At 60.8% G+C, this 22,877-nt stretch carries 18 protein-coding genes; 13 read left to right on the forward strand and 5 right to left on the reverse strand.

What is annotated here, in order from left to right; all coding sequences use genetic code 11:
- Window positions 1-5 precede the first annotated feature (5 nt).
- From ABDX79_RS02855 to ABDX79_RS02865, 3 genes are read left to right on the forward strand one after another with little or no spacing between them, the layout of a single operon-like run.
- Window positions 6-404, forward strand: a complete 399-nt coding sequence (locus tag ABDX79_RS02855; protein ID WP_346218732.1) for a 6-pyruvoyl trahydropterin synthase family protein — start codon at window positions 6-8, stop codon at window positions 402-404.
- Window positions 401-1,447: a glycosyltransferase family 4 protein gene (locus tag ABDX79_RS02860; protein ID WP_346218733.1), complete on the forward strand. Its 1,047-nt coding sequence runs from the start codon at window positions 401-403 to the stop codon at window positions 1,445-1,447. Before ABDX79_RS02855 ends, ABDX79_RS02860 begins: the two co-directional genes overlap by 4 nt.
- A complete protein-coding gene (locus tag ABDX79_RS02865; protein ID WP_346218734.1) occupies window positions 1,444-2,235 on the forward strand; it encodes a class I SAM-dependent methyltransferase in 792 nt (263 codons plus the stop codon). The genes ABDX79_RS02860 and ABDX79_RS02865 overlap by 4 nt, the downstream gene beginning before the upstream one ends.
- Before the next feature lie 12 nt (window positions 2,236-2,247).
- On the opposite strand, the gene ABDX79_RS02870 is transcribed toward ABDX79_RS02865, so the two are convergent.
- Window positions 2,248-2,811: a cytochrome b gene (locus ABDX79_RS02870; protein WP_346218735.1), complete on the reverse strand. Its 564-nt coding sequence runs from the start codon at window positions 2,809-2,811 to the stop codon at window positions 2,248-2,250.
- 554 nt (window positions 2,812-3,365) lie between these two features.
- Here ABDX79_RS02870 and ABDX79_RS02875 point away from each other — a divergent pair.
- The 5 genes from ABDX79_RS02875 (at window position 3,366) to ABDX79_RS02895 (ending at window position 8,826) form a co-directional block, all read left to right on the forward strand.
- Window positions 3,366-4,394, forward strand: a complete 1,029-nt coding sequence (locus tag ABDX79_RS02875; protein ID WP_346218736.1) for a LacI family DNA-binding transcriptional regulator — start codon at window positions 3,366-3,368, stop codon at window positions 4,392-4,394.
- 95 nt (window positions 4,395-4,489) lie between these two features.
- Entirely contained in the window at window positions 4,490-5,812 is a 1,323-nt protein-coding gene (locus tag ABDX79_RS02880; RefSeq protein WP_346218737.1) for an ABC transporter substrate-binding protein, read from the forward strand.
- 278 nt (window positions 5,813-6,090) lie between these two features.
- Window positions 6,091-6,963 carry a carbohydrate ABC transporter permease gene (locus ABDX79_RS02885; protein WP_346218738.1) on the forward strand — a complete coding sequence of 291 codons (873 nt, stop codon included), beginning with the start codon at window positions 6,091-6,093 and terminating at the stop codon, window positions 6,961-6,963.
- A gap of 15 nt (window positions 6,964-6,978) precedes the next feature.
- Entirely contained in the window at window positions 6,979-7,809 is an 831-nt protein-coding gene (locus tag ABDX79_RS02890; protein ID WP_346218739.1) for a carbohydrate ABC transporter permease, read from the forward strand.
- Between the two features lie 12 nt (window positions 7,810-7,821).
- Window positions 7,822-8,826 carry an ABC transporter ATP-binding protein gene (locus ABDX79_RS02895; RefSeq protein ID WP_346218740.1) on the forward strand — a complete coding sequence of 335 codons (1,005 nt, stop codon included), beginning with the start codon at window positions 7,822-7,824 and terminating at the stop codon, window positions 8,824-8,826.
- A gap of 31 nt (window positions 8,827-8,857) precedes the next feature.
- Here the strand turns inward: ABDX79_RS02895 and ABDX79_RS02900 are convergent, their stop codons facing one another.
- Window positions 8,858-9,490 carry a LysE family translocator gene (locus ABDX79_RS02900; protein ID WP_346218741.1) on the reverse strand — a complete coding sequence of 211 codons (633 nt, stop codon included), beginning with the start codon at window positions 9,488-9,490 and terminating at the stop codon, window positions 8,858-8,860.
- Window positions 9,491-9,648: 158 nt separating this feature from the next.
- Here ABDX79_RS02900 and ABDX79_RS02905 point away from each other — a divergent pair, with 158 nt between their 5' ends.
- On the forward strand, window positions 9,649-11,058 hold the full coding sequence (locus ABDX79_RS02905; protein WP_346218742.1) for an aminotransferase family protein: 1,410 nt from the start codon (window positions 9,649-9,651) through the stop codon (window positions 11,056-11,058).
- Window positions 11,059-11,280: 222 nt separating this feature from the next.
- On the opposite strand, the gene ABDX79_RS02910 is transcribed toward ABDX79_RS02905, so the two are convergent.
- Window positions 11,281-13,569 carry an HWE histidine kinase domain-containing protein gene (locus ABDX79_RS02910; protein WP_346218743.1) on the reverse strand — a complete coding sequence of 763 codons (2,289 nt, stop codon included), beginning with the start codon at window positions 13,567-13,569 and terminating at the stop codon, window positions 11,281-11,283.
- Window positions 13,570-13,612: 43 nt separating this feature from the next.
- Window positions 13,613-14,068, reverse strand: a complete 456-nt coding sequence (locus ABDX79_RS02915; RefSeq protein ID WP_346218892.1) for a response regulator — start codon at window positions 14,066-14,068, stop codon at window positions 13,613-13,615.
- Window positions 14,069-14,479: 411 nt separating this feature from the next.
- Here ABDX79_RS02915 and ABDX79_RS02920 point away from each other — a divergent pair, with 411 nt between their 5' ends.
- A complete protein-coding gene (locus ABDX79_RS02920; RefSeq protein ID WP_346218744.1) occupies window positions 14,480-14,800 on the forward strand; it encodes an FAD assembly factor SdhE in 321 nt (106 codons plus the stop codon).
- Window positions 14,801-15,036: 236 nt separating this feature from the next.
- On the forward strand, window positions 15,037-18,555 hold the full coding sequence (gene mfd, locus ABDX79_RS02925; RefSeq protein WP_346218745.1) for a transcription-repair coupling factor: 3,519 nt from the start codon (window positions 15,037-15,039) through the stop codon (window positions 18,553-18,555).
- 147 nt (window positions 18,556-18,702) lie between these two features.
- Here mfd and ABDX79_RS02930 read toward each other — a convergent pair whose 3' ends face one another.
- Window positions 18,703-20,259 carry an ABC transporter substrate-binding protein gene (locus ABDX79_RS02930; protein WP_346218746.1) on the reverse strand — a complete coding sequence of 519 codons (1,557 nt, stop codon included), beginning with the start codon at window positions 20,257-20,259 and terminating at the stop codon, window positions 18,703-18,705.
- Between the two features lie 169 nt (window positions 20,260-20,428).
- On the opposite strand from ABDX79_RS02930, the gene ABDX79_RS02935 reads away from it, so the two are divergent.
- Together ABDX79_RS02935 and ABDX79_RS02940 are read left to right on the forward strand one after the other, a co-directional pair.
- On the forward strand, window positions 20,429-21,676 hold the full coding sequence (locus tag ABDX79_RS02935; protein ID WP_463671097.1) for an allantoate amidohydrolase: 1,248 nt from the start codon (window positions 20,429-20,431) through the stop codon (window positions 21,674-21,676).
- 159 nt (window positions 21,677-21,835) lie between these two features.
- Window positions 21,836-22,747, forward strand: coding sequence for a class I fructose-bisphosphate aldolase (locus ABDX79_RS02940; RefSeq protein ID WP_346218747.1), 912 nt, complete (start codon window positions 21,836-21,838; stop codon window positions 22,745-22,747).
- Window positions 22,748-22,877 lie beyond the last annotated feature (130 nt).

Raw genomic sequence — 22,877 nt, forward strand, 5'->3', positions numbered from 1 at the left:
GCACCATGTTCGCTGTCGAAGTGACCGACCACATCATGATTGCCCATTCTCTGCCTCGGCCGGTATTCGGCCCGGCGCAGGGCATGCACGGCGCGACATTCACCGTGGACGCCGCCTTCTTCACTGAGGATCTCGATGACGACGGTCTGGCCGTCGATATCGGGGCGGCCAGCGATATTCTCAGCAAAGTCCTGAAGCCGCTGAACTATCAGAACCTCGACGAGATCGCCGAATTCAAGGGCAAGGTGACGACGACCGAATTCCTTGCCCGGCATATTTTCTCTATGATTGCCGAAGCGATCTCGGCAGGCCGTATGGGCGATGCCGGCGGCCGGGTCTCGAAGCTTCGGGTCCGCTTGCACGAATCCCAGGTTGCCCGTGCATGGTATGAGGCCGCTCTTTGACCCGAACGGTCATCTTCGCGATCCCCGGCGATTTAGAGACGCGAACCGGCGGCTACGGCTATGATCGTCGGCTGCTCGCAGAACTGGAAGCCCTTGGCTGGACGGTCCGCCATTTGGAGCTGCCGGCGGGCTTTCCCCACCCCTCGGAAGACGAGATCGCCGCGGCGACACGGCTTTTCGGGGATATCGAGGACGGTTCGACCGTGCTTGTCGATGGGATGGCCTACAGCGTGTTACCGGCGCTGTTCGAGGCAGAAGCCAAGCGGCTGGACGTTGTTGCGCTTATCCATCATCCGTTGTCGCTCGAAACCGGACTGAGCGTGGAGCGAGCCGAAACGCTTGCGGAAGAAGAGCGGCAAGCACTTCGCTTTGCACGCAGCATCATCGTCACGAGCCCGGAAACGGCCCGCATCCTGAGGCGCGATTTCGGCGTTGCCTCCGATCAGATCACCGTCGCGCTGCCGGGAACCGACAAGCAGCCAATACGATCGCGCCAAGCCGATGTGCCGGCTATTCTTTCGGTCGGAACCCTGATCCCGCGCAAGGGCCATGATATTCTGATCGAAGCGCTTTGCAGCCTGAAGGAACTCTCCTGGACGTGCCGGATCATCGGTGGTGGTGATAGCGACCCGGCCCATGCGGCCGAACTGAAAGTGAAGATCTCTAGGGCCGGGCTGGACGATCGGATCGTATTGGCTGGTTCCGTGGACGGGCTGGAGAACGAATACGCCTCAGCGGACATCTTTGCCCTCGCCACCCTTTACGAGGGCTATGGGATGGTCTTCGCCGAAGCGCTTTCCCATGGGCTGCCGATCGTCGGAACGACGGGCGGGGCCGTGCCCGACGTTGTTCCGCAAAGCGCAGGCCTCCTGGTCGAGCCCGGCGACGCCGCTGCTCTGGCGGTTGCGCTTCGCAGGACGATCGGAGACCCGGAGCTCAGAGCCGATTTATCTGCCGGCGCAAGAATGGCCGCCGAGGCTCTACCTGAGTGGCGCGATTCAGCCCTCGTCGTCGATGAGGTTCTGCGGGAGGGGGGGCAATGAGTGGTTTCGAAGCCGATTGGCTGACCCTTCGCGAACCGGCTGATCGCCGGGCCCGCGACGCCGGTCTCCTGACCTCTGCCGCCGATCACCTTCAGGGCGCATCCTGTCCAGTCGTCGATCTCGGTTGCGGCACCGGGTCGACGTTCCGCGCTCTCGATCCCGTCGCAGCGGTGGGACGCCAATGGGTGTTCGTCGACGATGATCCGGTCCTTTTGGAGCGAGCACGAGCGGCTCTGCCCGAAGCCGCATTGGACCGCGTGACAATGCTGAAAGCCAATCTGGCAGATCCGGTCGATGAACTTTTTGCGAGTGCTGGGCTCGTCACGGCCTCGGCGCTCTTCGATCTCGTCTCCGCCGACTATATTGCGGAACTGGCAAAGGCTCTGCGCCGGAACGCGGTCGGCCTCTATGCGGCGCTCACCGTCGACGGACGGATCGTCTGGGAAAAACCGCACGCGCTGGACGACGTGATCGCGGCAGCCTTCGCGCGAGACCAGAAAAAGGACAAGGGCTTTGGAAGGGGCCTCGGCGGCGATGCGGCCGGGGTGCTTGAGAACGCCCTGCGGGCAGAAGGCTTCACCGTTCGCGCGGCGGGCAGCGACTGGGTTCTCGGCTCCGATGATGCCGATCTACAGAATGCCTTCCATGCCGGTTTTGCGGAAACCGCGCGAGGGCAAATCTCAAATCACGACATCGAAGAATGGCTCTCGTTCCGGGCCGAGGCGGCTCGCGAGGGTGCGGCCCTGCGAGTCGGACATCGCGATTGTCTTGCGATCCCTGCCCACTGAACAGCGCGAAACCTACGTCATCCGGTAAAGAGTCGCGTCTCTCTTGAGAATGTGGTGCTGCAGGATGCCGCCCATATGCAAAAGGAAGAGAACGAGAATCGTGTAACCGAGCGTGACATGCACGGTCATGAAGATATTCGCGAGCGCGTTGTCCTTGCCGATCGGGGATGGGATCGGGATCACGCCGAAGAGGCTGAGCGGAAACCCGAATGCATTGGTTGCGAGGAAGCCGAAGATCGGCATGGCGATCAGGGCAATGTAGAGCAGCACATGCACGGTATCGGCGAGCCGCTTCTGCCAGAGTTCCATTGGCGGGTGAGCCGGTGCCCCGCGAACGAGCCGGACCGCGAGACGGGCGAGCATGATCCACAGGATCAGAAAACCGAACGACTCGTGGAGCATGTAAAATGTCATCTTTTCATCTTGAGCGATGAACTTGATGACCATGCCGAGAGGCCAGACTGCCAGGACCATCAGCGCGACGACCCAGTGGAAAATCCTCGAAATGGGTGCATAGCGCGCCGTCTGAGGCAGGCCCTCCGCGACACCGTTCTCGTTGTAGATCCCGTGGTCCATGCGTCTCTGGTCCCGTAAAAGCATTTGGCTTGGCAAGTCTTTGTGCCTGCAAGGCGCTGCGTCAACCCGGACAAAGCAGCGCCATGTCCGACGGAACGTGAAGGCAAGGGGACAGCACACGTAAACAAAATGACCTGATACCAAGGCGGAAAATTTTGAGGCCGCACTCTCTGGATTTTTACCGAGGGAGGAAAGCCGTTCCGATAGCCATTGGAAATTCTATGAGCGGCCAAGCTCGGAAACAGCAGTTCTTTTCGGCCGGACAGGCTTTCAGCCGGCTCGATAATCCCGCGCTTGGTACCGGCATGGCTTCATTGTTCACGTCTTGCCCACCAATCTCAAAGGTGGCGCGCTGCCCATCTTTCACGCTACGCTTGCCAAAATGCCCTCCGGGGCGGCCCGGTGCTCAAGGAAATCCGGTTGGAATGTAAAAGTTCGATCATGCGCTGAGATGTGTATTCAGCAAGCAGGAATTTACGCGCGTAAAGTTGCGTGCGAATAATCGCGTCTATCTGGTATATGGGATTCGGCAGGATACGAACGCAGAGCGAGCGATGACGACGGGACCGATCCGAAACATGGAAGAATTTGCCGCTCGATGCGGCGTCTCGCGGCCGACGGTATCGAAGTATTTCAACGATCCGGCAAGCGTCCGGCCGGGCGTTCGCGATCGCATCGAAAAGGCGATCGCCCGCTATCAGTTTCGGCCCAACATGTATGCGGTCAACCAGAACCGCCGGCTGACCAAGACGATCGGGATCGTCGTTCCCTATCTTGCCGATCCGTTCTTCGCCGAGATCTCGCGCTACATCGAAAACCGGGTGATAGAGGCAGGCTTTTCCCCTTCACTGTTCAGCTCTCACGGCTCGCAGGCGCTCGAAGGCGAAGCGCTCGACACGCTCAAGGCCATGAAGGTGTCGGGGCTTTTGTTCGCGCCGCTCGGCCTCCAGTCGGATCGCTCTGCGATCGAGCGCTTCACCAGCACGGTTCCGACGGTCCTCTTCGACAGCAACCTGGATGGCGTCGGTTCGGCCTTCGTGGGGCTCGACAATGCTCAATCGGTTCCAATGATGGTCGAGCACCTGTGCGGGACAGGAAGTCCGCCGTGCTTTATCGAGATGCCGCCCATCAATCCGAACGTCGACAATCGCAGACATGCCTATGTTTCGGCCATGGAAAGGCTCGATCAGGAACCGCAGGTGATCCGCATCGACGGAAACGACTGGAATTTCGAGGAGATCGGCTACCGCGAGGGCGGGGCGCTCATTGCCGAGAACCGCCTGCCGTCCCAGACTGTTTTGTGCAGCAACGATCGCCTGGCGATCGGTCTTCTCGCGGCCGCCTACGAACAGGGCAAGCGTGTCGGAACAGGCTCGGATTGCGATCTGAGGATCGCCGGCCATGACGATCATCCCTTCTCGCGCTTTACCTGCCCGGCACTCACCACTGTCGCCCAGGATTACGACGCGATTTCGTCAAATAGTGTCAAAACGCTCGTTGCACTGATCGAAGGCGGTCGGGCCCAGACGCCCCGCGCACAGACGCTGTACGAAGGCCGCTTGGTGGTCCGGAAATCCGCATAGATTTTTACGCGCGTAAAAATCCCTTGCATTCATGATTTTTCAGGTCTAACCTTCCATGGACTCTTGCTAATCGGGAGTTCAAACGGGAGGAATTCATGACGATACACGCACGTGGCCTAGTCGGCGCGGCGGCCCTTTCGCTGCTCGCATCGACCGCCCTCGCTCAGGAAACCACGATTACAGTTGGTACGGTCAACAACTCGGACATGGTCCGCATGCAGGGCCTGACGAGCGACTTCGAAGAAAAGAACCCGGACATCAAGGTGAACTGGGTCACGCTCGAAGAAAACATCCTCCGCCAGCGGGTCACGACCGATATCGCCACAAGCGGTGGTCAGTTCGACGTCATGACCATCGGCACCTACGAGGTTCCGATCTGGGGTAAGCAGGATTGGCTGGCGCCGCTCGATAATCTCGGCGACAATTACGACAAGGACGATCTGATTCCGTCGATCCGGAACGCGCTTTCCGTTGATGGCAAGCTTTACGCTGCGCCCTTCTACGCAGAGAGTGTGCTGACCCTTTACCGGACAGACCTTTTCGAAAAGGCCGGCATCGAAATGCCGGACCAGCCGACTTGGGACTTCATCGCGGAGGCTGCGGAAAAGACCGCCGACAAGGCCAATGGTGTCTACGGCATCTGCCTGCGTGGCAAGCCCGGCTGGGGCGAGAACATGGGCTTCCTCGGCAATATGGCGCGTGAATTCGGCGCGAATTATTTCGACGCCAACTGGCAGCCCCAGTTTGAGTCGGAAGGCTGGAAGAAGGCCATCACGCTCTACGTCGATCTGATGAATAAATACGGCCCTCCGGGCGCCGCATCGAACGGCTTCAACGAGAACCTCTCGCTGTTTGGCCAAGGCAAGTGCGCGATGTGGATCGACGCTTCGGTTGCCGCGTCCTTCGTGACCGATCCTGCTCAGAGCCAGGTCCCGGACAAGGTTGGGTTCGGCGCAGCTCCCTGCGGAACGCCAGATTGTCCCAACAAGGGCTACAACTGGCTGTGGGCTTGGTCGCTCGCCGTTCCGAACAGCTCCCAGAAGCAGGAAGCCGCGCAGAAGTTCATCAGCTGGGCGACATCCAAGGAATACACGCAGCTCGTCGCCGAGAAGGAAGGTTGGGCAAACGTGCCTCCTGGAACGCGCCAGTCGCTTTACGAAAACCAGAACTATCTCGACGCCGCGCCGTTCGCGAAGGCAACGATCGACGCGATCAACAATGCCAATCCGGAGCCGACAGACAACAAGCCGTATTACGGCCTTCAATTCGCGGCTATTCCCGAATTCCAAGGCATCGGTACAGCTGTTGGCCAGCAGATGGCAGCGGCGCTCTCCGGTTCGACGCCTGTCGATCAGGCCTTGAGCCAGGCGCAGGCGATCGCGACTCGCGAGATGACCCGCGGCGGCTACATCAAGTAAGCTGATTTCGGTTTGATATATTTCCGGGCGGTCTTGCACCGCCCGGGGCTTCGGCATCGGGAGGTTAAGCCGGAGCAGTCGGACTTTCGTTCAAGGCCTCGTCATCGAGTGCCTGATCGAAAACGTCGGTTGTGACCTGCAGCGTTCAGGCCAGTTCGACCGCGGATGGTACCAATGTCCATCCCCGCAGACGCGATTCGACTCCGCTCTTTGATCTCCCTGCAGATTCATCGACCCAGCGACGCCGAAACCGGCGCCGAAACGCGGGGGGGACTAGCATGGCGACGCGAAATACGAGCAAGCTGGCACGGGCTATGATGGCGCCTTCCGTCATCGCGCTGCTTCTCTGGATGATCGTTCCGTTGGCGATGACGCTGTACTACTCGACGCTCGGGTACAGCCTCTACAACCCGCTTTCGACGCCCTTTGTCGGTTTCGGCAACTACATCTACTTTCTCACCGATCCGACCTTCGCCGCAGCGCTGATCAATACGCTTGTTCTTGTTGTGGGTGTTCTGGTCATCACGGTGGGCGGCGGCATCCTGCTGGGGCTTTTGCTCGATCAGGATATTTATGGCGTCAACATCGTGCGCCTTCTCGTCATCGCCCCGTTCTTTGTCATGCCGACGGTCGCCGCGCTGGTCTGGAAGAACATGATGATGAACCCGGTCTACGGCGTCATCGGCCAAGGGATGTCGGCCATCGGTCTGGCCCCGATCGACTGGATGACGGATGTTCCGCTTTTGTCGATCATCATCATCGTCGCCTGGCAGTGGCTGCCCTTCGCTACGCTCATCCTTCTCACCTCGCTACAGTCGCTGTCCGCCGATCAGAAAGAAGCGGCCGAGATGGATGGCGCGGGCGCGTTCTCGATCTTCTGGTACATCACCCTGCCGCATATGAGCCGCGCGATTACCGTCGTGGTCCTCATCCAGACGATCTTCCTGCTTTCGATCTTCGCCGAAATCCTGGTGACGACGAATGGCGGTCCGGGATCGCAGTCCACCAACATCACCTACCTCGTCTATCAGCAGGCCATTTCGTTCGGCGATATCGGTGCCGCTTCGGCCGGGGGTATCGTCGCCGTCATCATCGCCAACATCGTCGCGATCTTCCTGATCAAGGCGATCGGCAAGAACCTCGACGCTTAAGGGAGGGACACCGCCATGGCGCGCCAAGTTTCAAAGCAACGCAAGATCGGCATGACCGTCCTGGCTTGGGCGGTCGGCCTTCTGATCTTCTTTCCGATCCTCTGGACGTTCCTGACCTCGTTCAAGACGGAACTCGCGGCCATTTCGACGCCGCCGCAGTTTCTCTTTTTCGACTGGACGACGGAAAATTACGCGACCATCCAGCATCAGGCGAATTATTTCCACTACATGGCGAATTCGATCTATCTGGCACTCGGATCGACGCTTCTCGGACTGTTGTTCGCCATTCCAGCCGCCTGGGCGATGGCCTTTTCGCCGACGCCGCGCACCAAGGACATCCTCCTCTGGATGCTCTCGACCAAGATGCTCCCGGCGGTTGGTGTCTACATCCCGATCTATCTGCTCTTCATCAATCTCGGCCTTCTCGACTCGCGCTTCGGCCTGATCGTGGTGCTCTTCCTGATCAATCTGCCGATCATGGTCTGGATGCTCTATACCTATTTCAAGGAAATCCCGGTCGACATTCTGGAGGCCGCGCGGATGGACGGCGCGTCCCTCAGGCAGGAAATCACCCAGGTGCTGACGCCGATGGCGGTTCCCGGCATTGCCTCGACCGTGCTGCTCAACGTCATTCTCGCCTGGAACGAGGCGTTCTGGACGCTGAACCTCACGACCACCAACGCCGCGCCGCTCACCGCATTCATCGCCTCCTATTCATCGCCTCAGGGCAATTTCTACGCCACCCTTTCGGCTGCCTCGATGCTCGCCATCGCGCCGATCCTCGTGGTCGGTTGGTTCAGCCAGAAGCAGCTTGTTCGCGGCCTCACCTTCGGCGCCGTTAAGTAAAGGATCAGACCAATGGGTAAAATCCAACTGAAAAGCGTCACCAAGGCGTTCGGCGGCGTGAAGGTGATCCCGGATCTCGACCTCGATATCGAGGATGGAGAGTTCGTCGTCTTCGTCGGCCCGTCGGGCTGCGGAAAATCGACGCTCCTGCGGCTCATCGCGGGTTTGGAAGATACGACCTCCGGCACCATCGAGATCGATGGCAAGGACGCGACCAATCTGCCGCCGGCCCAACGGCGGCTCGCCATGGTGTTCCAGTCTTACGCGCTCTATCCGCATATGAGCGTGAGGAAGAACATCGCCTTCCCGCTCAAGATGGCGGGTATGGACAAGCAGGAGATCGACAAGAAGGTCGATAACGCGGCGAAGATCCTGAATCTCGCCGACTATATCGATCGTCGTCCGGGTCAGCTCTCGGGTGGTCAGCGCCAGCGTGTTGCGATCGGCCGCGCGATCGTGCGCGAGCCTGCGGCCTTCCTGTTCGACGAGCCGCTTTCGAATCTCGACGCGGCGCTTCGCGTCGGCATGCGTCTCGAAATCTCCGAGCTTCATCAACGCTTGAAGACGACGATGATCTACGTGACCCATGATCAGGTCGAGGCCATGACGATGGCGGACAAGATCGTCGTCTTGCGGGCCGGCAATATCGAGCAGGTCGGATCGCCGCTCGAACTCTACACAAGGCCGCGCAACACCTTCGTCGCAAGCTTTATCGGTTCGCCGAAGATGAATCTGATGGGCGGTGCGGACGCAAAGAAGCACGATGCCGATACGATCGGCGTGCGTCCCGAGCATATCGATCTCTCTCAGTCCGATGGTCTTTGGCGCGGCGAAGTGAAGGTGTCGGAACATCTTGGTTCGGACACGTTCCTTCACGTTGAAACCAGGGAGCACGAGGAGCCGCTCACCGTCCGCGCGGGAGGAGAATTCCCTGTGCATGCGGGGGACACGGTCTACATGACGCCGCAGCAGGACAAGATCCATCGTTTCGACGGGAAGGGTCTGGCGCTGCGCTGAGGCGGCTTTCGACGGCAGCCCGAAAGATCGGTCAGGCCCGCGTCATGGCGAGCTTGATCCCGAAGCCGATGAACACGGCTCCCGTGACGGCCTTGATGAGCCGCTGGACCCGGTCGCTTCGCGCAGCTGCCACCATCCGTGAGAACAGAACGATCATCGCCGAGAACCAAAGGCAATTGATCGCGGCATGGAGCGTCACAAGGCCAAAAGCGATCGGCACCGCTTCGGATGAGTGCGGCACGAATTGCGGGAAGGCAGCGAGATAGAACATCGAGACTTTCGGGTTCAGCGCATTCGTCAGGAAACCTTCGCCATAGGCGTTGAGCAGAGAGCCTTTCCGGTCAGCCGGCTGTAGCGGTCGAGTGACCGGCCGCATTCGGATTGCATCGCATAGCGCCTTGATGCCGATCCAGACGAGATAGGCGGCGCCGATCAGCTTCACGACCATGAAGAGTTCGGCAGAGCGCATGAGAAGCGCAGAGATGCCGAGGATCGAGAGAGTGCCGTGCAGATAGAAGGCTGAAACGAAGCCGGCGACATTGGCGAAACCAGCCATCGGCCCCGATGCCGGCACGGTCTTGGCGATGAGGACGCCGTTTGGTCCGGGCGAAATCACCAGAAGTGCGGAAATGAGCGCGAAGCTCATGATGCTGTCGAATGCCATCTTGCGCTCCGGAATGCGGGTGGATCTTTCCCTTATCCGTATCTTCGGAAGATCGCCAGCGAGCGCTTTCACGCGTGGCTCTTCGCGCTTTTACGTTGGTGATTTAAAGGGGGGTGTGCCGTCAAGGCAAAGTGGTGATAGCGTCGGATTCGACGAAGATGTCGGCGACAGAGGAATACGGCGTGAACAAGCAAACCAATTTGAACGACCTGTCCGGCGTGATCGAAGCCGATCGCCGACATGTCTGGCATCATCTTGTGCAACATAAGCCCTATGAGACGACCGACCCGCGTGTGATGATCGAAGGCAAAGGCATGCGGGTCTGGGACGCGATCGGCAAGGAACATCTCGATGCTGTGTCCGGCGGGGTCTGGACGGTCAATATAGGCTATGGCCGCGAATCCATGGCGGATGTGATCCGCGAGCAGGTGCTGAAGCTGAACTATTTCGCAGGCGCCAGCGGCACCGTGCCGGGTGCGATCTTTGCCGAGCGCCTGATCGAAAAGATGCCGGGCATGAGCCGGGTCTATTATTCGAACTCCGGCTCCGAGGCGAACGAGAAGGCGTGGAAGATGGTTCGCCAGATCTCCCAGCGCCAGCACGGTGGCAAGAAATCGAAGATCCTGTTCCGCGAGCGCGACTATCACGGCACGACCTTCGGCGCTCTTTCCGCCGGTGGACAGGCCCAGCGCAATGCCCAGTATGGTCCGTTCTTGCCGGGCTTTGTTGAGGTCCCGCATTGCCTTGAATATCGCAGCCAATGGGGATCGGTCGACAATTACGGTGAGCGCGCCGCCGATGCGATCGAGGAGGTGATCCTGAGGGAGGGCCCCGACACCGTAGGCTGTCTGTGCCTCGAACCGATCACCGCTGGCGGCGGTATCATCACGCCGCCGGCCGGTTATTGGGACAGGGTTCAGGACATCTGCCGCAAATACGAGATCCTGCTTCATATCGACGAAGTCGTCTGCGGCATGGGGCGCACGGGCACGTGGTTCGGTTACCAGCACTATGGAATTCAGCCGGATTTCGTGACGCTCGCGAAGGGGGTCGCGTCCGGCTACGCTGCGATCTCCTGCACGGTGACGACCGAAGCCGTCTTCGATTATTTCAAGGATGACGCGGACGATCCGCTCGGCTTCTTCCGCGATATCTCCACCTTTGGCGGATGCACGTCGGGTCCGGCCGCCGCGCTCGAAAACTTGCGGATTCTCGAAGACGAGAACCTTCTCGACAACAGTGCGCGCATGGGCGAACGTTTGATCGCTAACCTTCAGGTGTTGATGGAGAAACATGCCGTCATCGGCGATGTGCGGGGGCAGGGGCTTTTCGCCGGTGCCGAGCTTGTGACGGACCGGAAAACCCTCGAGCCGGCTCCTGAGGCGAAGGTCAAGGCCGTTGTGGCCGATTGCATGGCGAACGGCGTCATCATAGGCGCGCAGAATCGTTCGCTCGCCGACGGCATGAACAACACGCTCTTGTTCGCTCCCGCGCTGATCGCAACACAAAGCGATATCGATGGCATCACCCATGCGGTTGATAGCGCGCTCACCCGGGTGTTCGGATAAGCGGCATTGCAGCGGCGTTTCTTGTTGAGAAACGTCGCCGCTGCCGCAGACATTGCAGAACCGGGCGATGGAACCGGCCAATATAAAGTCGCCACTTCTTCAACGAAGCCCTACGGTCCGCTGGCGACGGCAGGACCCGAAGGTCTCTTGGCGTCGCTCCTCGCTTGATTCTGCCGATATTTCGGGTCCGATGAGCGCATGCGTACGCAGAGAAGGGGTGCGCTACTGTGCTGGGGTCACGCCCGATGGGGCATCCGGCAACTCAAGCTGGACGGTAACCGATAAACCCTCCGGTGCGTAGTCGAACTCGCAATCGGCGCCGATCTGACCGACCAGAACGCGCTGCAGGAGTTGTGAGCCAAATCCATGCCGCTCAGGCGGCCGGACGGGCGGACCGTGCCTCTCGCGCCAGCGAAATTCGAGCCTCCGGCCCTGCGGCGTCTCGTCGATCCACCAGGCGATCGATAGACGTCCTTCCGGCACGCTGAGCCCGCCGTATTTCACGGCATTCGTCACAAGCTCATGGAGTGCCATGCCAAGAGGGACGGCGATATTTGCCGGAAGACTGACCGAAGGACCATCGAGAATGACGCGAGCGCCGGTCTTCTCGTCGTGAGGATCGATGACAAAGGGGGCGACCTCGTTCTCGATGAGTTGGCGCAGATCGGCTGACTGCCGCATTCCCTCCGTCAGGATCGTATGTGTGGCGGCGAGTGAGGACAGGCGATTGACGAACGTCTCCGTAAAGGACGAGACATCCGAGGCCGAGCGTGAGGAGAGTTTCAGCACCGCCTTGATTGTCGCGAGCATATTCTTCACGCGGTGATTGAGCTCGTCGATCAGGACGCGTTGTTCGCTTTCCGCTGCTTGGCGCGCGGCGATCTCGTTCTGGGCTTCCTCAAAGAGTGCGGCATTGTCGAGGGCGATGGCGCCCTGGGCGGTAAGGCCGCGGATCAGATCCTCATGTCGCTGGCTGAAGCGACCGATCTCGGGGTGACCGAGAAGCACCGCGCCATGCGCCTTACCTTCCCAATTGACGACGGGGACGCTCAGATAGCTGCGCACCGGCAGGTGGCCGGGCGGCATGCCGCCGGGATAATCGGCGCTCCGCGCCCCGCCAGCCGGATCTCGGTCGCCGTCGTCGACACCGCGCCCATAGCGCGGATCTTTAGTGATGTCGTCCGAGCGAATGACGCGATGGTCAGCGAATGTCGGAGCGAAAACGGCCGTCTCCCGGGGATCGGCGAAGCGGGCGAAGTCGTCTTTCTTCGCTCCCGAGAGAACATGAAGGCGCAGACGTTCGCCGCCCGGCTGGCTCTTCAGATAGAAGAACGCGCCATAGCGAGCGCCCGACAGCGCGGTGGCCGTATCGATGACCATCTGCACGATGCCAGCCTGATCGAGCTTGGCGCTGAGCGACAGGCCGGATTGGTTGAGAGTGTCGAGAAGCCGTGTTTCGGCGCGCAACTCCGATGTGCGTTTGCGCACTTCATCGTCGAGCTGCCGTCGGGTTCCCTCGGCAGACAGCGCCATACGCCATGCGACAGCCATCAGCGCGAGAAGAGCCAGAAGGCCGAGACCGGCAAACAGGACAAGCGGGCGAAACCGCTCCCAGAACTCTCTGGACAGCGCGTCAACGGACTGCGTGACCCGCACGTAGACCGGCAGGTCGCCGACCCGTTGATAAGCACCGAACCGCAGATCGTCGGCTTCGGCGAACTGCAGTTCGCCGGCTCTGTCGAATTCGCGCATGTCTTCGGAGAAGGATTGCAGCTTGGCCGCGCTCGGCGCCATCTCGGGCCAGGAGGTCAGAATATCCCGGTTCTCGGCGCGGAAAATTGACAGCCGCATCCCCTCGGAAAGCGTCAGTTGTTGCCAATACTCGTTGAAATAGCCAAGATCAACCGTAGCGATCGCCGTGCCGGCAAATTCGCCCGCCGCGTTCGTAATCCGGAGCGAAACCAGGAATGTGCCTTTCGAGGTGACGCGGCCGGTGATGAGTTCTCCGACATAAAGACCGGCATCGCTTTCGATCTGCGCCTCGAACGCGTCCCGATCGGCAGCTGTACTTTGCGGCGTCGGATATTTGAAGCTGGTCAGCCGCAGTGCGCCATTGGCGTCGTTAAGCCACAAATCGTCGATATAGGCGATCTCGTTTCGAAGGCCGACGAGCTTCTCATAGGCTGAACGTGAGTTGCCGACAGCATCCCAGTTGCCCTGGTCGGCGATCTCGACGGCCTCGTGCAAGGCGAGATCGGTGACGGTGAAAAGCTGATCGGCATGCTCCGACAGAAAAAACGCTGTCCTTCTCGCCTCGGCGTTTGCCCGGTCGATCGCCTGATCCCACTGGCTGCGCCAGATCTCGGCCCCAAGGCCTACCACGATGACAATGCCCAGGACGCTTGCGAGGAGGATCGAGCGGGCAAGCGACAGATCCCAGACATGCCGGGGTGGTTGACCTTCCGGTTGCGGTTTCTCCTCGGGCAGACCAGGCTCTCCCTGCATTTCCATATGCGACTATCTGGTCCCGGGTAGCTGCCGGCCCGACGCCATGTCAGTTCTGCGTCCTCATGACCGAGCGAAGTGCTTCATGAAGCTCCTCCGCGCGAAACGGCTTGGAAAGCATGGCGATCGGTTCGAGGTCGACAAGGCGTTCGCGGGTTGCCTTGTCGAGATTGCCGCTGATGAAGATCGACCGAACACCGAAGCGCTGGAGAATTTCTCGGGCCGCATCGCTGCCGTACGAACCGTCTGCGAGCTTCAGGTCCATCAGAACAACGTCGGGACGGCGTGCCTCGACAGCTTTGACCGCAGACCCCGCGGTCGTCTCGATACCCACGACGCGGTGTCCGGCGTCCTCAACCGACTGTTCGACATCCATGGCGATAAGAACCTCGTCTTCGACGATGAGGATATCAAGCGGACGGGGCTCGGCTCTGGTGGAATGGTCGCGCGCGCCTGCGACAAGCGGTGCGGTGTCGCCGTTCTCTCGATGGGCTGCGATAGTCATCTGCAATCATTCACATCTGTTAAGATAGGCAAGCTTATCTCGATTTTGGCAGCGCACGTAAAGACGCGTTCGAAACCACCGACTGGCATCGCATCGATCGCTTCCCGACGGAACGGGAAGCAGTTACTCCGAATGAGGCCGCGATACCATCACGGCTCGCCTTGTGCTTGCCGAAGCGTGTAACGTTCACGTGAGTTCCATAGTTGGGCTGGTCCGCATTTTTGTCCATCGCAAAGCCGGAGATGGTCGTCTGTTCGGAAAACATCTCACCGCATCCGCAGCGAGACGCGGGAGCACTGCTCGGATGTAGAGGTCCGGAAAATCTTGGACCGCGGCGGTATGCAGATTTGTGCTGGTCTTCGATCCTCTCTATCTGGATAGCCAGCGATACGAAGACGAAGGCAACCCTTTATGAAGACCGGTTCCAAACGCTCGTCCGAGGACCTCGATACGCGCCGGAAGAGGGCACTGTTTCGATCTTGGCACAGAGGCACGCGGGAAATGGACCTCGTGTTCGGCCGCTTCGCCGATGCGGAGATCGCCACGCTCTCCGACGACGATATGGACAGCTACGAGGCGCTGATGCTTGCGCCGGACCCTGACATTTTCAAGTGGGTCTCCGGCGAACGGCCAGTGCCGGACAATTACGACACGGCGGTTTTTCGGCGGATCAAGGAATTCTATACAAGCTTCGATGTGGAAGACCTGACGCCGGCCGAAAAGGGCGCATAGCTCGCGCTGTCAGGTTTGGTATTCGCCGCCATCAAGCCGGGAGCTTCCTTGGATATCATCGCCCATAAGCTCTAAGACGCGGTCGCGTTCCTGTGGAAGATGACGAATAAGGGGCGGCCCTTTCGGAAGCGTTGATGCACCGCATGGCCTCCGCCCTTGAACCGCGCGGCGCGAAGGGCCATTGAAGCGGCACGCATAAAAGCTTCCCTTAAGATCCGCTATAAAGACGCCAGCCGATGAACCTTCCCGAACCATTGAAGCGCGCCCTGAAAAAGGGTGGCGGGCTTGAAGTCGGCAATGTGCTCGACGGAACCGAGGCATTTCTCCTCGCTGATATCGCGCGCGACCGGGGTGGCAAGAAGCCGGTCGTCTTCGTGATGCGAGACGGAACGCGCATGGGCGAGGTGGAAGAAGCGCTGCGGTTCGTGCAGCCAGAGCTTCCGGTGCTGACCCTGCCAGCCTGGGATTGCCTACCGTACGACCGTGTCGGCCCCTCCGGTGAAGCTGCGGCGCGGCGGCTTTCGGCGATGGCTTCGCTCAACGCGCTCCGCCAGAACCCGCATCGCGCGGTGATCCTGACGACGGCAAACGCGCTTCTCCAGAAGATGCCGCCCGCTGATGTTCTGGCGCGCGAGGCGATCAAGGCCGAAGCCGGCGGCACGGCACGGATGGACGACATCGTCGAAGCGCTTTCGCGGGGCGGTTTCGAGCGGGTGGCCACCGTTCGCGAACGCGGCGAGTTCGCGGTGCGCGGCGGCATTCTCGATCTTTTCGCGCCGGGCTCGGAAGAGCCGGTGCGGCTCGACTTCTTCGGCGATACGCTTGAGACGATCCGGGCCTTCGATCCGGCGACCCAGCGAACGACCGAGCAGCGGAAGAGCTTCGAGCTCGCGCCGGTTTCGGAAGTGTCTCTGACCAAGGAGACGATCAGCCGGTTCCGCTCCAACTACGTCAAGCGCTTCGGCGCGGCCCAGCCGAGCGACGCGCTCTATGCCTCGATCTCCGAAGGCAAGCGTTTCGCGGGAATGGAGCATTGGCTGCCGTTCTTCTACGAGCGCGTGAACACCCTTTTCGACTACTGTGACGGCTTCCCGATCGTTCTCGACCACCTGACGCTGGAAAGCGTTGCCGAGCGCCGCACGGTGATCGAGGATCATTACGAGGCACGCAAGCGAACCAGCGGAGAGAACGCGGCTAAGAGTGCCGAGGGCATCGTCTACAATCCCGTCGAACCCGGTGAGCTCTATCTGACAGAGGATGAACTGAACGGCGCTCTCGCGATCACCGACCCGATCCGCTTTTCGGCCTATGGCGCAGCGGAGACCGGGGCCCGCGAGGTCTACAATCTCGATGTCTCGCGCGGGCGCAATTTTTCAGCCGAACGGCAGTCGGAGAACGCCAATGTCTTCCAGGCTGCGGTCGACCACATCTCCCACGAGCGCGCGAACGGCAAACGCGTCGTTCTCGCGGCCTGGACGGAGGGCTCCCGCGATCGCCTGACACAGGTTCTGGAAGAGCATGGCCTTGGCCAGATCAAGCCGGTTCAGAACCTGAAACAGGTGCGCGAAGCACCGAAGAATTTCGTCGTGACGGTGATTCTCGGCATCGAGGCCGGTTTCAAGACGCCGGACATGGTCGTGGTCGGCGAGCAGGATATTCTCGGCGATCGGTTGGTGCGGCGCTCCAAGCGCAAGCGGCGGGGCTCGGACTTCATCTCGGAAGTCTCGGGGCTCGACGAAGGCGATATCGTCGTCCACGTCGACCACGGGATCGGGCGCTTCGTCGGCCTGAAGCAGATCGAGGCGGCCGGGGCGCCTCATGATTGTCTGGAACTGCATTATGCAGGCGATGATCGACTGTTTCTGCCCGTCGAAAACATCGAGCTTCTCTCACGCTATGGCGGAGAGGGCACGGAAACCACGCTCGACAGGCTGGGCGGAGGAGCCTGGCAGGCGCGCAAGGCCAAGCTCAAGAAGCGCCTTCTTGATATGGCGGACGGGCTTATACGGGTCGCTGCCGAGCGGGCGATGCGAGGCGCACCGAAGCTGATCCCGCCCGAGGGTCTTTTCGACGAATTCGCCGCACGTTTTCCCTACGAAGAGACAGACGATCAGGCGAGCGCGATCGATGCGGTCGTGGACGATCTTGGCGCGGGCCGCCCAATGGACCGCCTGATCTGCGGCGATGTCGGCTTCGGCAAGACCGAGGTCGCGCTTCGCGCGGCCTTTGTCGCGGCCATGAGCGGCTTGCAGGTGGCGGTCGTCGTCCCGACGACATTGCTCGCGCGCCAACACTTCAAGACCTTCTCGGAGCGCTTTCGCGGCCTGCCGCTGAACGTCGCCCAGGCCTCCCGCCTCGTGACCGGCAAGGAGCTGGCTGCGACGAAGAAAGGCATCAAGGAGGGCACGGTCGATATCGTCGTCGGCACCCACGCGCTGCTCGGCAAAGGCGTCGACTTCAAAAGCCTCGGCCTCCTCATCATCGACGAGGAGCAGCATTTCGGCGTCAAGCACAAGGAGCGGCTGAAGGAGCTGAAGTCGGATGTTCACGTGCTGACCCTGTCGGCGACGCCCATCCCGCGCACCTTGCAGCTGGCGCTCACCGGTGTGCGCGAGCTTTCGCTGATTACCACGCCGCCGGTGGATCGCATGGCGGTGCGAACTTTCGTCGCGCCGTTCGATGCTCTGGTGGTGCGCGAGACCCTGCTGCGCGAGCGCTATCGCGGTGGCCAGAGCTTCTATGTCTGCCCGCGCGTGTCCGACATCGCCGGGGTGAAGGCATTCCTCGACGATCAGGTGCCCGAGCTGAAGGTCGCCGTCGCCCATGGTCAGATGCCCGCGAGCGAGCTCGACGACATCATGAATGCCTTCTACGAGGGGCAATACGACGTTCTGCTGTCGACGACGATCGTCGAGTCCGGTCTCGACGTGCCGACGGCGAACACGATGATCGTTCATCGCGCCGATATGTTCGGCCTTTCTCAGCTGTATCAGATCCGTGGACGCGTAGGACGCTCGAAACAGCGCGCCTATGCCCTGATGACGATCCCGGCGAACAAGACGCCGACAAAGGGCGCGGATCGGCGCCTCAAGGTTCTTCAGTCACTCGATACCCTCGGTGCAGGGTTCCAGCTTGCGACCCACGATCTCGACCAGCGCGGGGCGGGCAATCTTCTCGGCGACGAGCAGTCCGGCCATGTGAAGGAGGTCGGCTACGAGCTTTACCAGCAGATGCTGGAGGAAGCCGTCGCGGAAATGAAGGGAGCCGAACCGGAGACGGCTGGGCACTGGTCGCCGCAGATCGCGATCGGCACCGCGGTTATGATTCCGGAACGCTATGTGCCCGATCTTCAGCTGCGCATGACGCTCTATCGCCGTCTTGCCGAACTGACGGAGATCCGCGAGATCGACGCCTTCGGTGCCGAACTCATCGACCGGTTTGGGCCGATGCCCGACGAGGTGGAGCATCTCCTCAAGGTGATGGTCATCAAGGCGATGTGCCGCAAGGCGAATATCGAGAAGCTTGATGCCGGGCCGAAGGGTCTCGTCGTCCAGTTCCGCGAGAAGAACTTCGCTAATCCGGCCGCGCTCATCCGCTATATTTCGGAGCAGGGTGCAAGCGCCAAGATAAGGGCGGATCAGTCCATCGTGCTGATCCGTGACTGGCCGACGCCGCAGAAGCGGCTCAACGGCACCGCCACGATTGCCAGCCAGTTGGCGAAGATGGTGGACGAGGGCCAGAAGCAGGCGGCTTGACCGATACCCGATGCGCTTGACGTCATACGTGTTGTTTCAAAAGCGCTTCCTGACCTCGGCTCGCTCCCGAGGTCAGGAATTTCGAGACCGCGCCTCGGCCCGCAGGCTCTCGGCGCGCAGCCTCTTTCCAAGCGAATGAGCGCCAGATCACCCCTTGCTGACATCCTTGAGGATCAGCAGGAAGCTCGGCTCCAGTGAGAAGTTCTGAACGTCCGCACGGGTGACGGCATTCTGCTTCCAGTTCGCGACGAAGGCCCAGGGCGCATCGTCGTGCACGATCTGCTGGACCTGATTGTAATACTCGGCGCGCTCGTCCTGATCGGTCGTGCGGCGAGCCGCGTCCAGCAGCTTGTCGACCTTCGGATTGGAGTAATAGCCGGAGTTGAAGCCGCCTTCGGAGGGCAGTGCGTCGGAGCGCAGGGCGAGGAAGGGCAGGGTGTCCGGATCGTTCGTCATCCAGGCCATTTCAGCCATGTCGGCCTTGCCTTCGAGGCCCGGGTTCACGTTGGAGAGGAAGGTGTTCCACTCGTAGGTCTCGATATTGGCCTTGAGGCCAACCTCGGCGAGATCAGCCTGGATCGCCGTCGCCATCGCGACGGGATCGAGCATGCCGGAGCCGCCTTCCGCGACATAGAAGGTCAGCTCGGCGCCGTCAGCACCGGCTTCTGCGATCAGCTGCTTGGCTTTTTCCGGATCGTGCGGATAGGGCTCGACCGAGCCGTCGTTCGCCCATGCGAAGGCTGGTGGAATTGGTCCTGCGGCAACTTCCGCCGTGCCCTGAAGCACGTTCTCGACGATCGCTTCCTTGTCGATGGCGTAGTTCACCGCCTGTCGGACCTTCTTGTCGGCGAACGGCCCTTCCTTTGTATTGAGGATCAGGAACCAGAGGTGCGGGCCGGCTTCTTCATAAACCTTGAAGTTCGGATCGTCCTCGAAGGTCCGCAGGCTGTCGGGCGGAACCTCGACCATCAGATCGAGACCGCCGGAAAGCATTTCGGCAACCCGAGTATTGGCGTCTCCGACCGGGCGGAAGACCACGACTTCAAGGTCCGGCGCGCCTTCCCAGAAGTCAGGGAATTTGCTGACGACGACCCGCTGGTTCGCCTGCCATTCCTCGAACTTGAACGCGCCCGTGCCGACCGGATGCCGTCCGAAATCAGCGCCATACTGTTGGACGGCTGCCGGCGAAACGATGAGGCCGGTCGGATAGGCGAGATTGGAGAGGAACGGCGCGAAGGGCTCCTTCAGCTTGAATTCCACCGTGGTGTCGTCGATCGCGGTAACGGTGTCGACCGAGGAGAAGAAGAAGGCGAGGGGGAACGGGCCGGTGTCGTGAAAGGGGTGATCGTCCTTCAGCATCCGGTCGAAGGTGAACTTCACGGCCTCCGCGTTGAACGGCGTACCGTCCTGAAAGGTGACGCCTTCGCGCAGGTTGAACGTGTAGGTCGTTCCATCCGCGGAGATGGTCCAGTCTGTCGCGAGCGCCGGTTCGACTTCGAGCGTTCCCTTCTTGAAGCGAACGAGCCCATCATAGATGTTGACCAGAATCCGGAAATCGTTGACCGCCGTGACGGCTTGCGGATCAAGGGATTTCGGCTCGGCGATCTGACCGACGAGCAAGACGTTCGGATCGCTCTGCGCGTTGGCCGGTGCTGTCGTCATCAATCCGATTGCCGCTATGGCGGCAGCCAAGAGCCGTTTCATGGTCACTCCTCATTATGTCTGACGGGCAGTAGACAGGCTCGCCCGTGGGCTGACAACCGGTCGACACATTAAATCGCCCGGTCTTCACCCTTCGCCCTGAAGACGGCGCTGGCGTGACATTGGCTTCGCGAACAGGTTTTTCTAAGGGCGACCAATCGTGGAGGTGGTTTTGAAACCGGATATACGGATCAACGAAGAGCGTCTGAAAAGCCTTCTCGACGGCATCAACGGGTTCGGTCAAAATCCGGCGACCGGCGGCTATGATCGCATTGGGTTTTCCGATGCGGACATGGCCGTCCGCAAATGGTTCGCCGATCGCATGCGCTCGGAGGGATTGGTCGTTCGGATGGACGGCGCGGCCAATGTCTGGGGACGGCTTGGTCCGTGCGATGGAGCAGCGGTCGTCGCGGGCTCGCACCTCGATACCGTTCCCTCTGGCGGTGCGTACGACGGCGCGCTCGGCGTCGCCGCCGCGCTGGAGGCCGTGCTATCGCTTCGCGACTCTGGTTTCGTGCCTCGCCGTGCGATCGAAGTCCTCGCAACCTCGGAGGAAGAGGGGCGCTTCGGCGGCATGCTCGGTTCACAGGCGATTGCTGGGCTGTTGAATGAAGAATGGCTGGAAAACGCGCGGGATTCCGAGGGTGTCCTGCTGGCCGACGCCATGAGGCTGCTAGAGCTCGAGCCGCGCAAAGCGCTTGGCGCACGCCGAACGAAAGACGATATCGCCGCCTTCATCGAGCTTCACATCGAGCAGGGGCCGGTTTTGGAAGCCGGGGGCCTCGATATCGGTATCGTGCACACGATCTCGGGGATGGCGTCGCTGTCCGGCCAGCTGATCGGGCGCGCCAACCATTCCGGTACGACACCTATGGACATGCGGGCCGATGCCTTCGCGGGGCTCGCTGATTTCGCCGCCACCCTGCCGGCGCTCATTTCTTCTTTGGGCACCGAAGCCACCCGCATCACGATCGGCCATGTGGAACTAGAGCCCAACTTTCCGCACACCATTCCAGGTTCGGCGGGCTTCACGATCATCCTGCGCGATGCGGATGCGGCGTCCATGCAGCGGCTGGCGAGCGCGCTCGAAACTTCTCTATGCGAATCGGCCGCGCGGCATCGGCTAAAGCATCGTCTGGATGCCATCACCTGGCTCGATCCGGTCCGGCTCGATGCCGGGCTCGCCGATATTGTCCAGGCTGCCGCCGTGCGGCTATCCCTGTCCTATCGGCTGATGGAGTCTGGAGCCGGACATGACGCGCAGACCATGCAAACGCTCTGTCCGTCTGCCCTGATTTTCGTGCCGAGCGTCGACGGCATCTCCCATGCGCCGGAAGAACAGACCGAATGGCAGGCAATCATTAAAGGCGCAAATCTTTTGGCAGCGGCTCTTTTCGAGCTTTCCGGTGCACCGACTTAACGATCACCAAAGTTTTTCGGATAAGCTTCCCCGGTTTAACCGATTTATATTGGATAAGATCACGGCCGATGACTGGACCTCGTTGCGATCTATCGGCATGAAGGCCGGGACCGCTGGTGCAATGGCCTGCGTAGTGACCTGTTTTGAGGAGAGCATTTCATGCTGAGAACGGATACCGTCCGCAACATCCTATCCTGGTATGAGGGCGAGACGCCTGGGCTGAAAGCCAATCTTTCACGCCTCCTTATGCATGGACGGCTTGCCGGCACCGGCCGCCTCGTGATCCTCCCAGTCGACCAGGGTTTCGAGCATGGCCCCGCGCGCAGTTTTGCGCCGAACCCGGTCGCCTACGATCCACACTATCTCTACGAGCTGGCGATCGAATCGCAGGTTTCGGGCTATGCGGCCCCGCTCGGTCTTCTTGAGCAGGGCGCCGACACGTTCGCTGGCGAGGTTCCCCTGATCCTCAAGCTCAATTCCGGTAATTCGCTGGTTTCGGGCAACGATCAGGCCCTGACAGGCAAGGTGGAAGACGCAATGCGCCTCGGCTGTGTGGGCGTTGGCTTCACCATCTATCCGGGCTCGGAATCTTCCTACGAGATGCTCGAGGAATTGCGCGAGCTGAGCCTTCAGGCGAAGTCGCGCGGCCTGATGACGGTTGTGTGGTCCTATCCGCGTGGCGGCAAGGTGACGAAGGACGGCGAGACCGGCCTCGACATCATCGCCTATGCCGCTCACATGGCCGCGTTGATGGGCGCGACCATCATCAAGGTGAAGCTGCCGTCCGATCACATCGATCTCGATGCTGCGAAGTCGACCTATGAGAAATATCCCGTCGATACGAGCAATCCGGCCGAACGGGTCAAGCACGTGATGCAGTCGGCCTTCAACGGCAAGCGTCTCGTTGTGTTCTCGGGCGGTGGCCATAAGAATGAGGCCGAGCTTCTGGACGAGGTTCGCGCGATCCGCGACGGCGGCGGCAACGGCTCGATCATCGGCCGCAACTCCTTCCAGCGTTCGAAGGAAGAGGCGATCAAGCTTCTGAACAATGTGATGGACGTCTACGCCTGACGCTCACCCGTCGAATTGACGTGAGATCGAACGGTCGGCCCTCCCGGGCCGGCCGTTTTTCTTTGTGCCGTTACGGGGGCATTGGCCAGCGCGTCCCGCCGGTCGATCCGTGATAGTCTCCATATCGGAA

The sequence above is a fragment of the Fulvimarina fulva genome (assembly GCF_039652615.1).
Lineage (GTDB): Bacteria > Pseudomonadota > Alphaproteobacteria > Rhizobiales > Rhizobiaceae > Fulvimarina.

Coding starts and splice junctions, on each gene's coding strand:
- ABDX79_RS02870 (WP_346218735.1), bottom strand. CDS start 2,811: ATGGACCACGGGATCTACAACGAGAACGGTGTCGCGGAGGGCCTGCCT.
- ABDX79_RS02900 (WP_346218741.1), bottom strand. CDS start 9,490: ATGGCATTCGACAGCATCATGAGCTTCGCGCTCATTTCCGCACTTCTG.
- ABDX79_RS02890 (WP_346218739.1), top strand. CDS start 6,979: ATGGCGCGCCAAGTTTCAAAGCAACGCAAGATCGGCATGACCGTCCTG.
- ABDX79_RS02855 (WP_346218732.1), top strand. CDS start 6: ATGTTCGCTGTCGAAGTGACCGACCACATCATGATTGCCCATTCTCTG.
- ABDX79_RS02910 (WP_346218743.1), bottom strand. CDS start 13,569: ATGGAAATGCAGGGAGAGCCTGGTCTGCCCGAGGAGAAACCGCAACCG.
- ABDX79_RS02905 (WP_346218742.1), top strand. CDS start 9,649: ATGTCGGCGACAGAGGAATACGGCGTGAACAAGCAAACCAATTTGAAC.
- ABDX79_RS02875 (WP_346218736.1), top strand. CDS start 3,366: ATGACGACGGGACCGATCCGAAACATGGAAGAATTTGCCGCTCGATGC.
- ABDX79_RS02885 (WP_346218738.1), top strand. CDS start 6,091: ATGGCGACGCGAAATACGAGCAAGCTGGCACGGGCTATGATGGCGCCT.
- ABDX79_RS02895 (WP_346218740.1), top strand. CDS start 7,822: ATGGGTAAAATCCAACTGAAAAGCGTCACCAAGGCGTTCGGCGGCGTG.
- ABDX79_RS02920 (WP_346218744.1), top strand. CDS start 14,480: ATGAAGACCGGTTCCAAACGCTCGTCCGAGGACCTCGATACGCGCCGG.
- ABDX79_RS02940 (WP_346218747.1), top strand. CDS start 21,836: ATGCTGAGAACGGATACCGTCCGCAACATCCTATCCTGGTATGAGGGC.
- ABDX79_RS02915 (WP_346218892.1), bottom strand. CDS start 14,068: ATGACTATCGCAGCCCATCGAGAGAACGGCGACACCGCACCGCTTGTC.
- mfd (WP_346218745.1), top strand. CDS start 15,037: ATGAACCTTCCCGAACCATTGAAGCGCGCCCTGAAAAAGGGTGGCGGG.
- ABDX79_RS02930 (WP_346218746.1), bottom strand. CDS start 20,259: ATGAAACGGCTCTTGGCTGCCGCCATAGCGGCAATCGGATTGATGACG.
- ABDX79_RS02880 (WP_346218737.1), top strand. CDS start 4,490: ATGACGATACACGCACGTGGCCTAGTCGGCGCGGCGGCCCTTTCGCTG.
- ABDX79_RS02865 (WP_346218734.1), top strand. CDS start 1,444: ATGAGTGGTTTCGAAGCCGATTGGCTGACCCTTCGCGAACCGGCTGAT.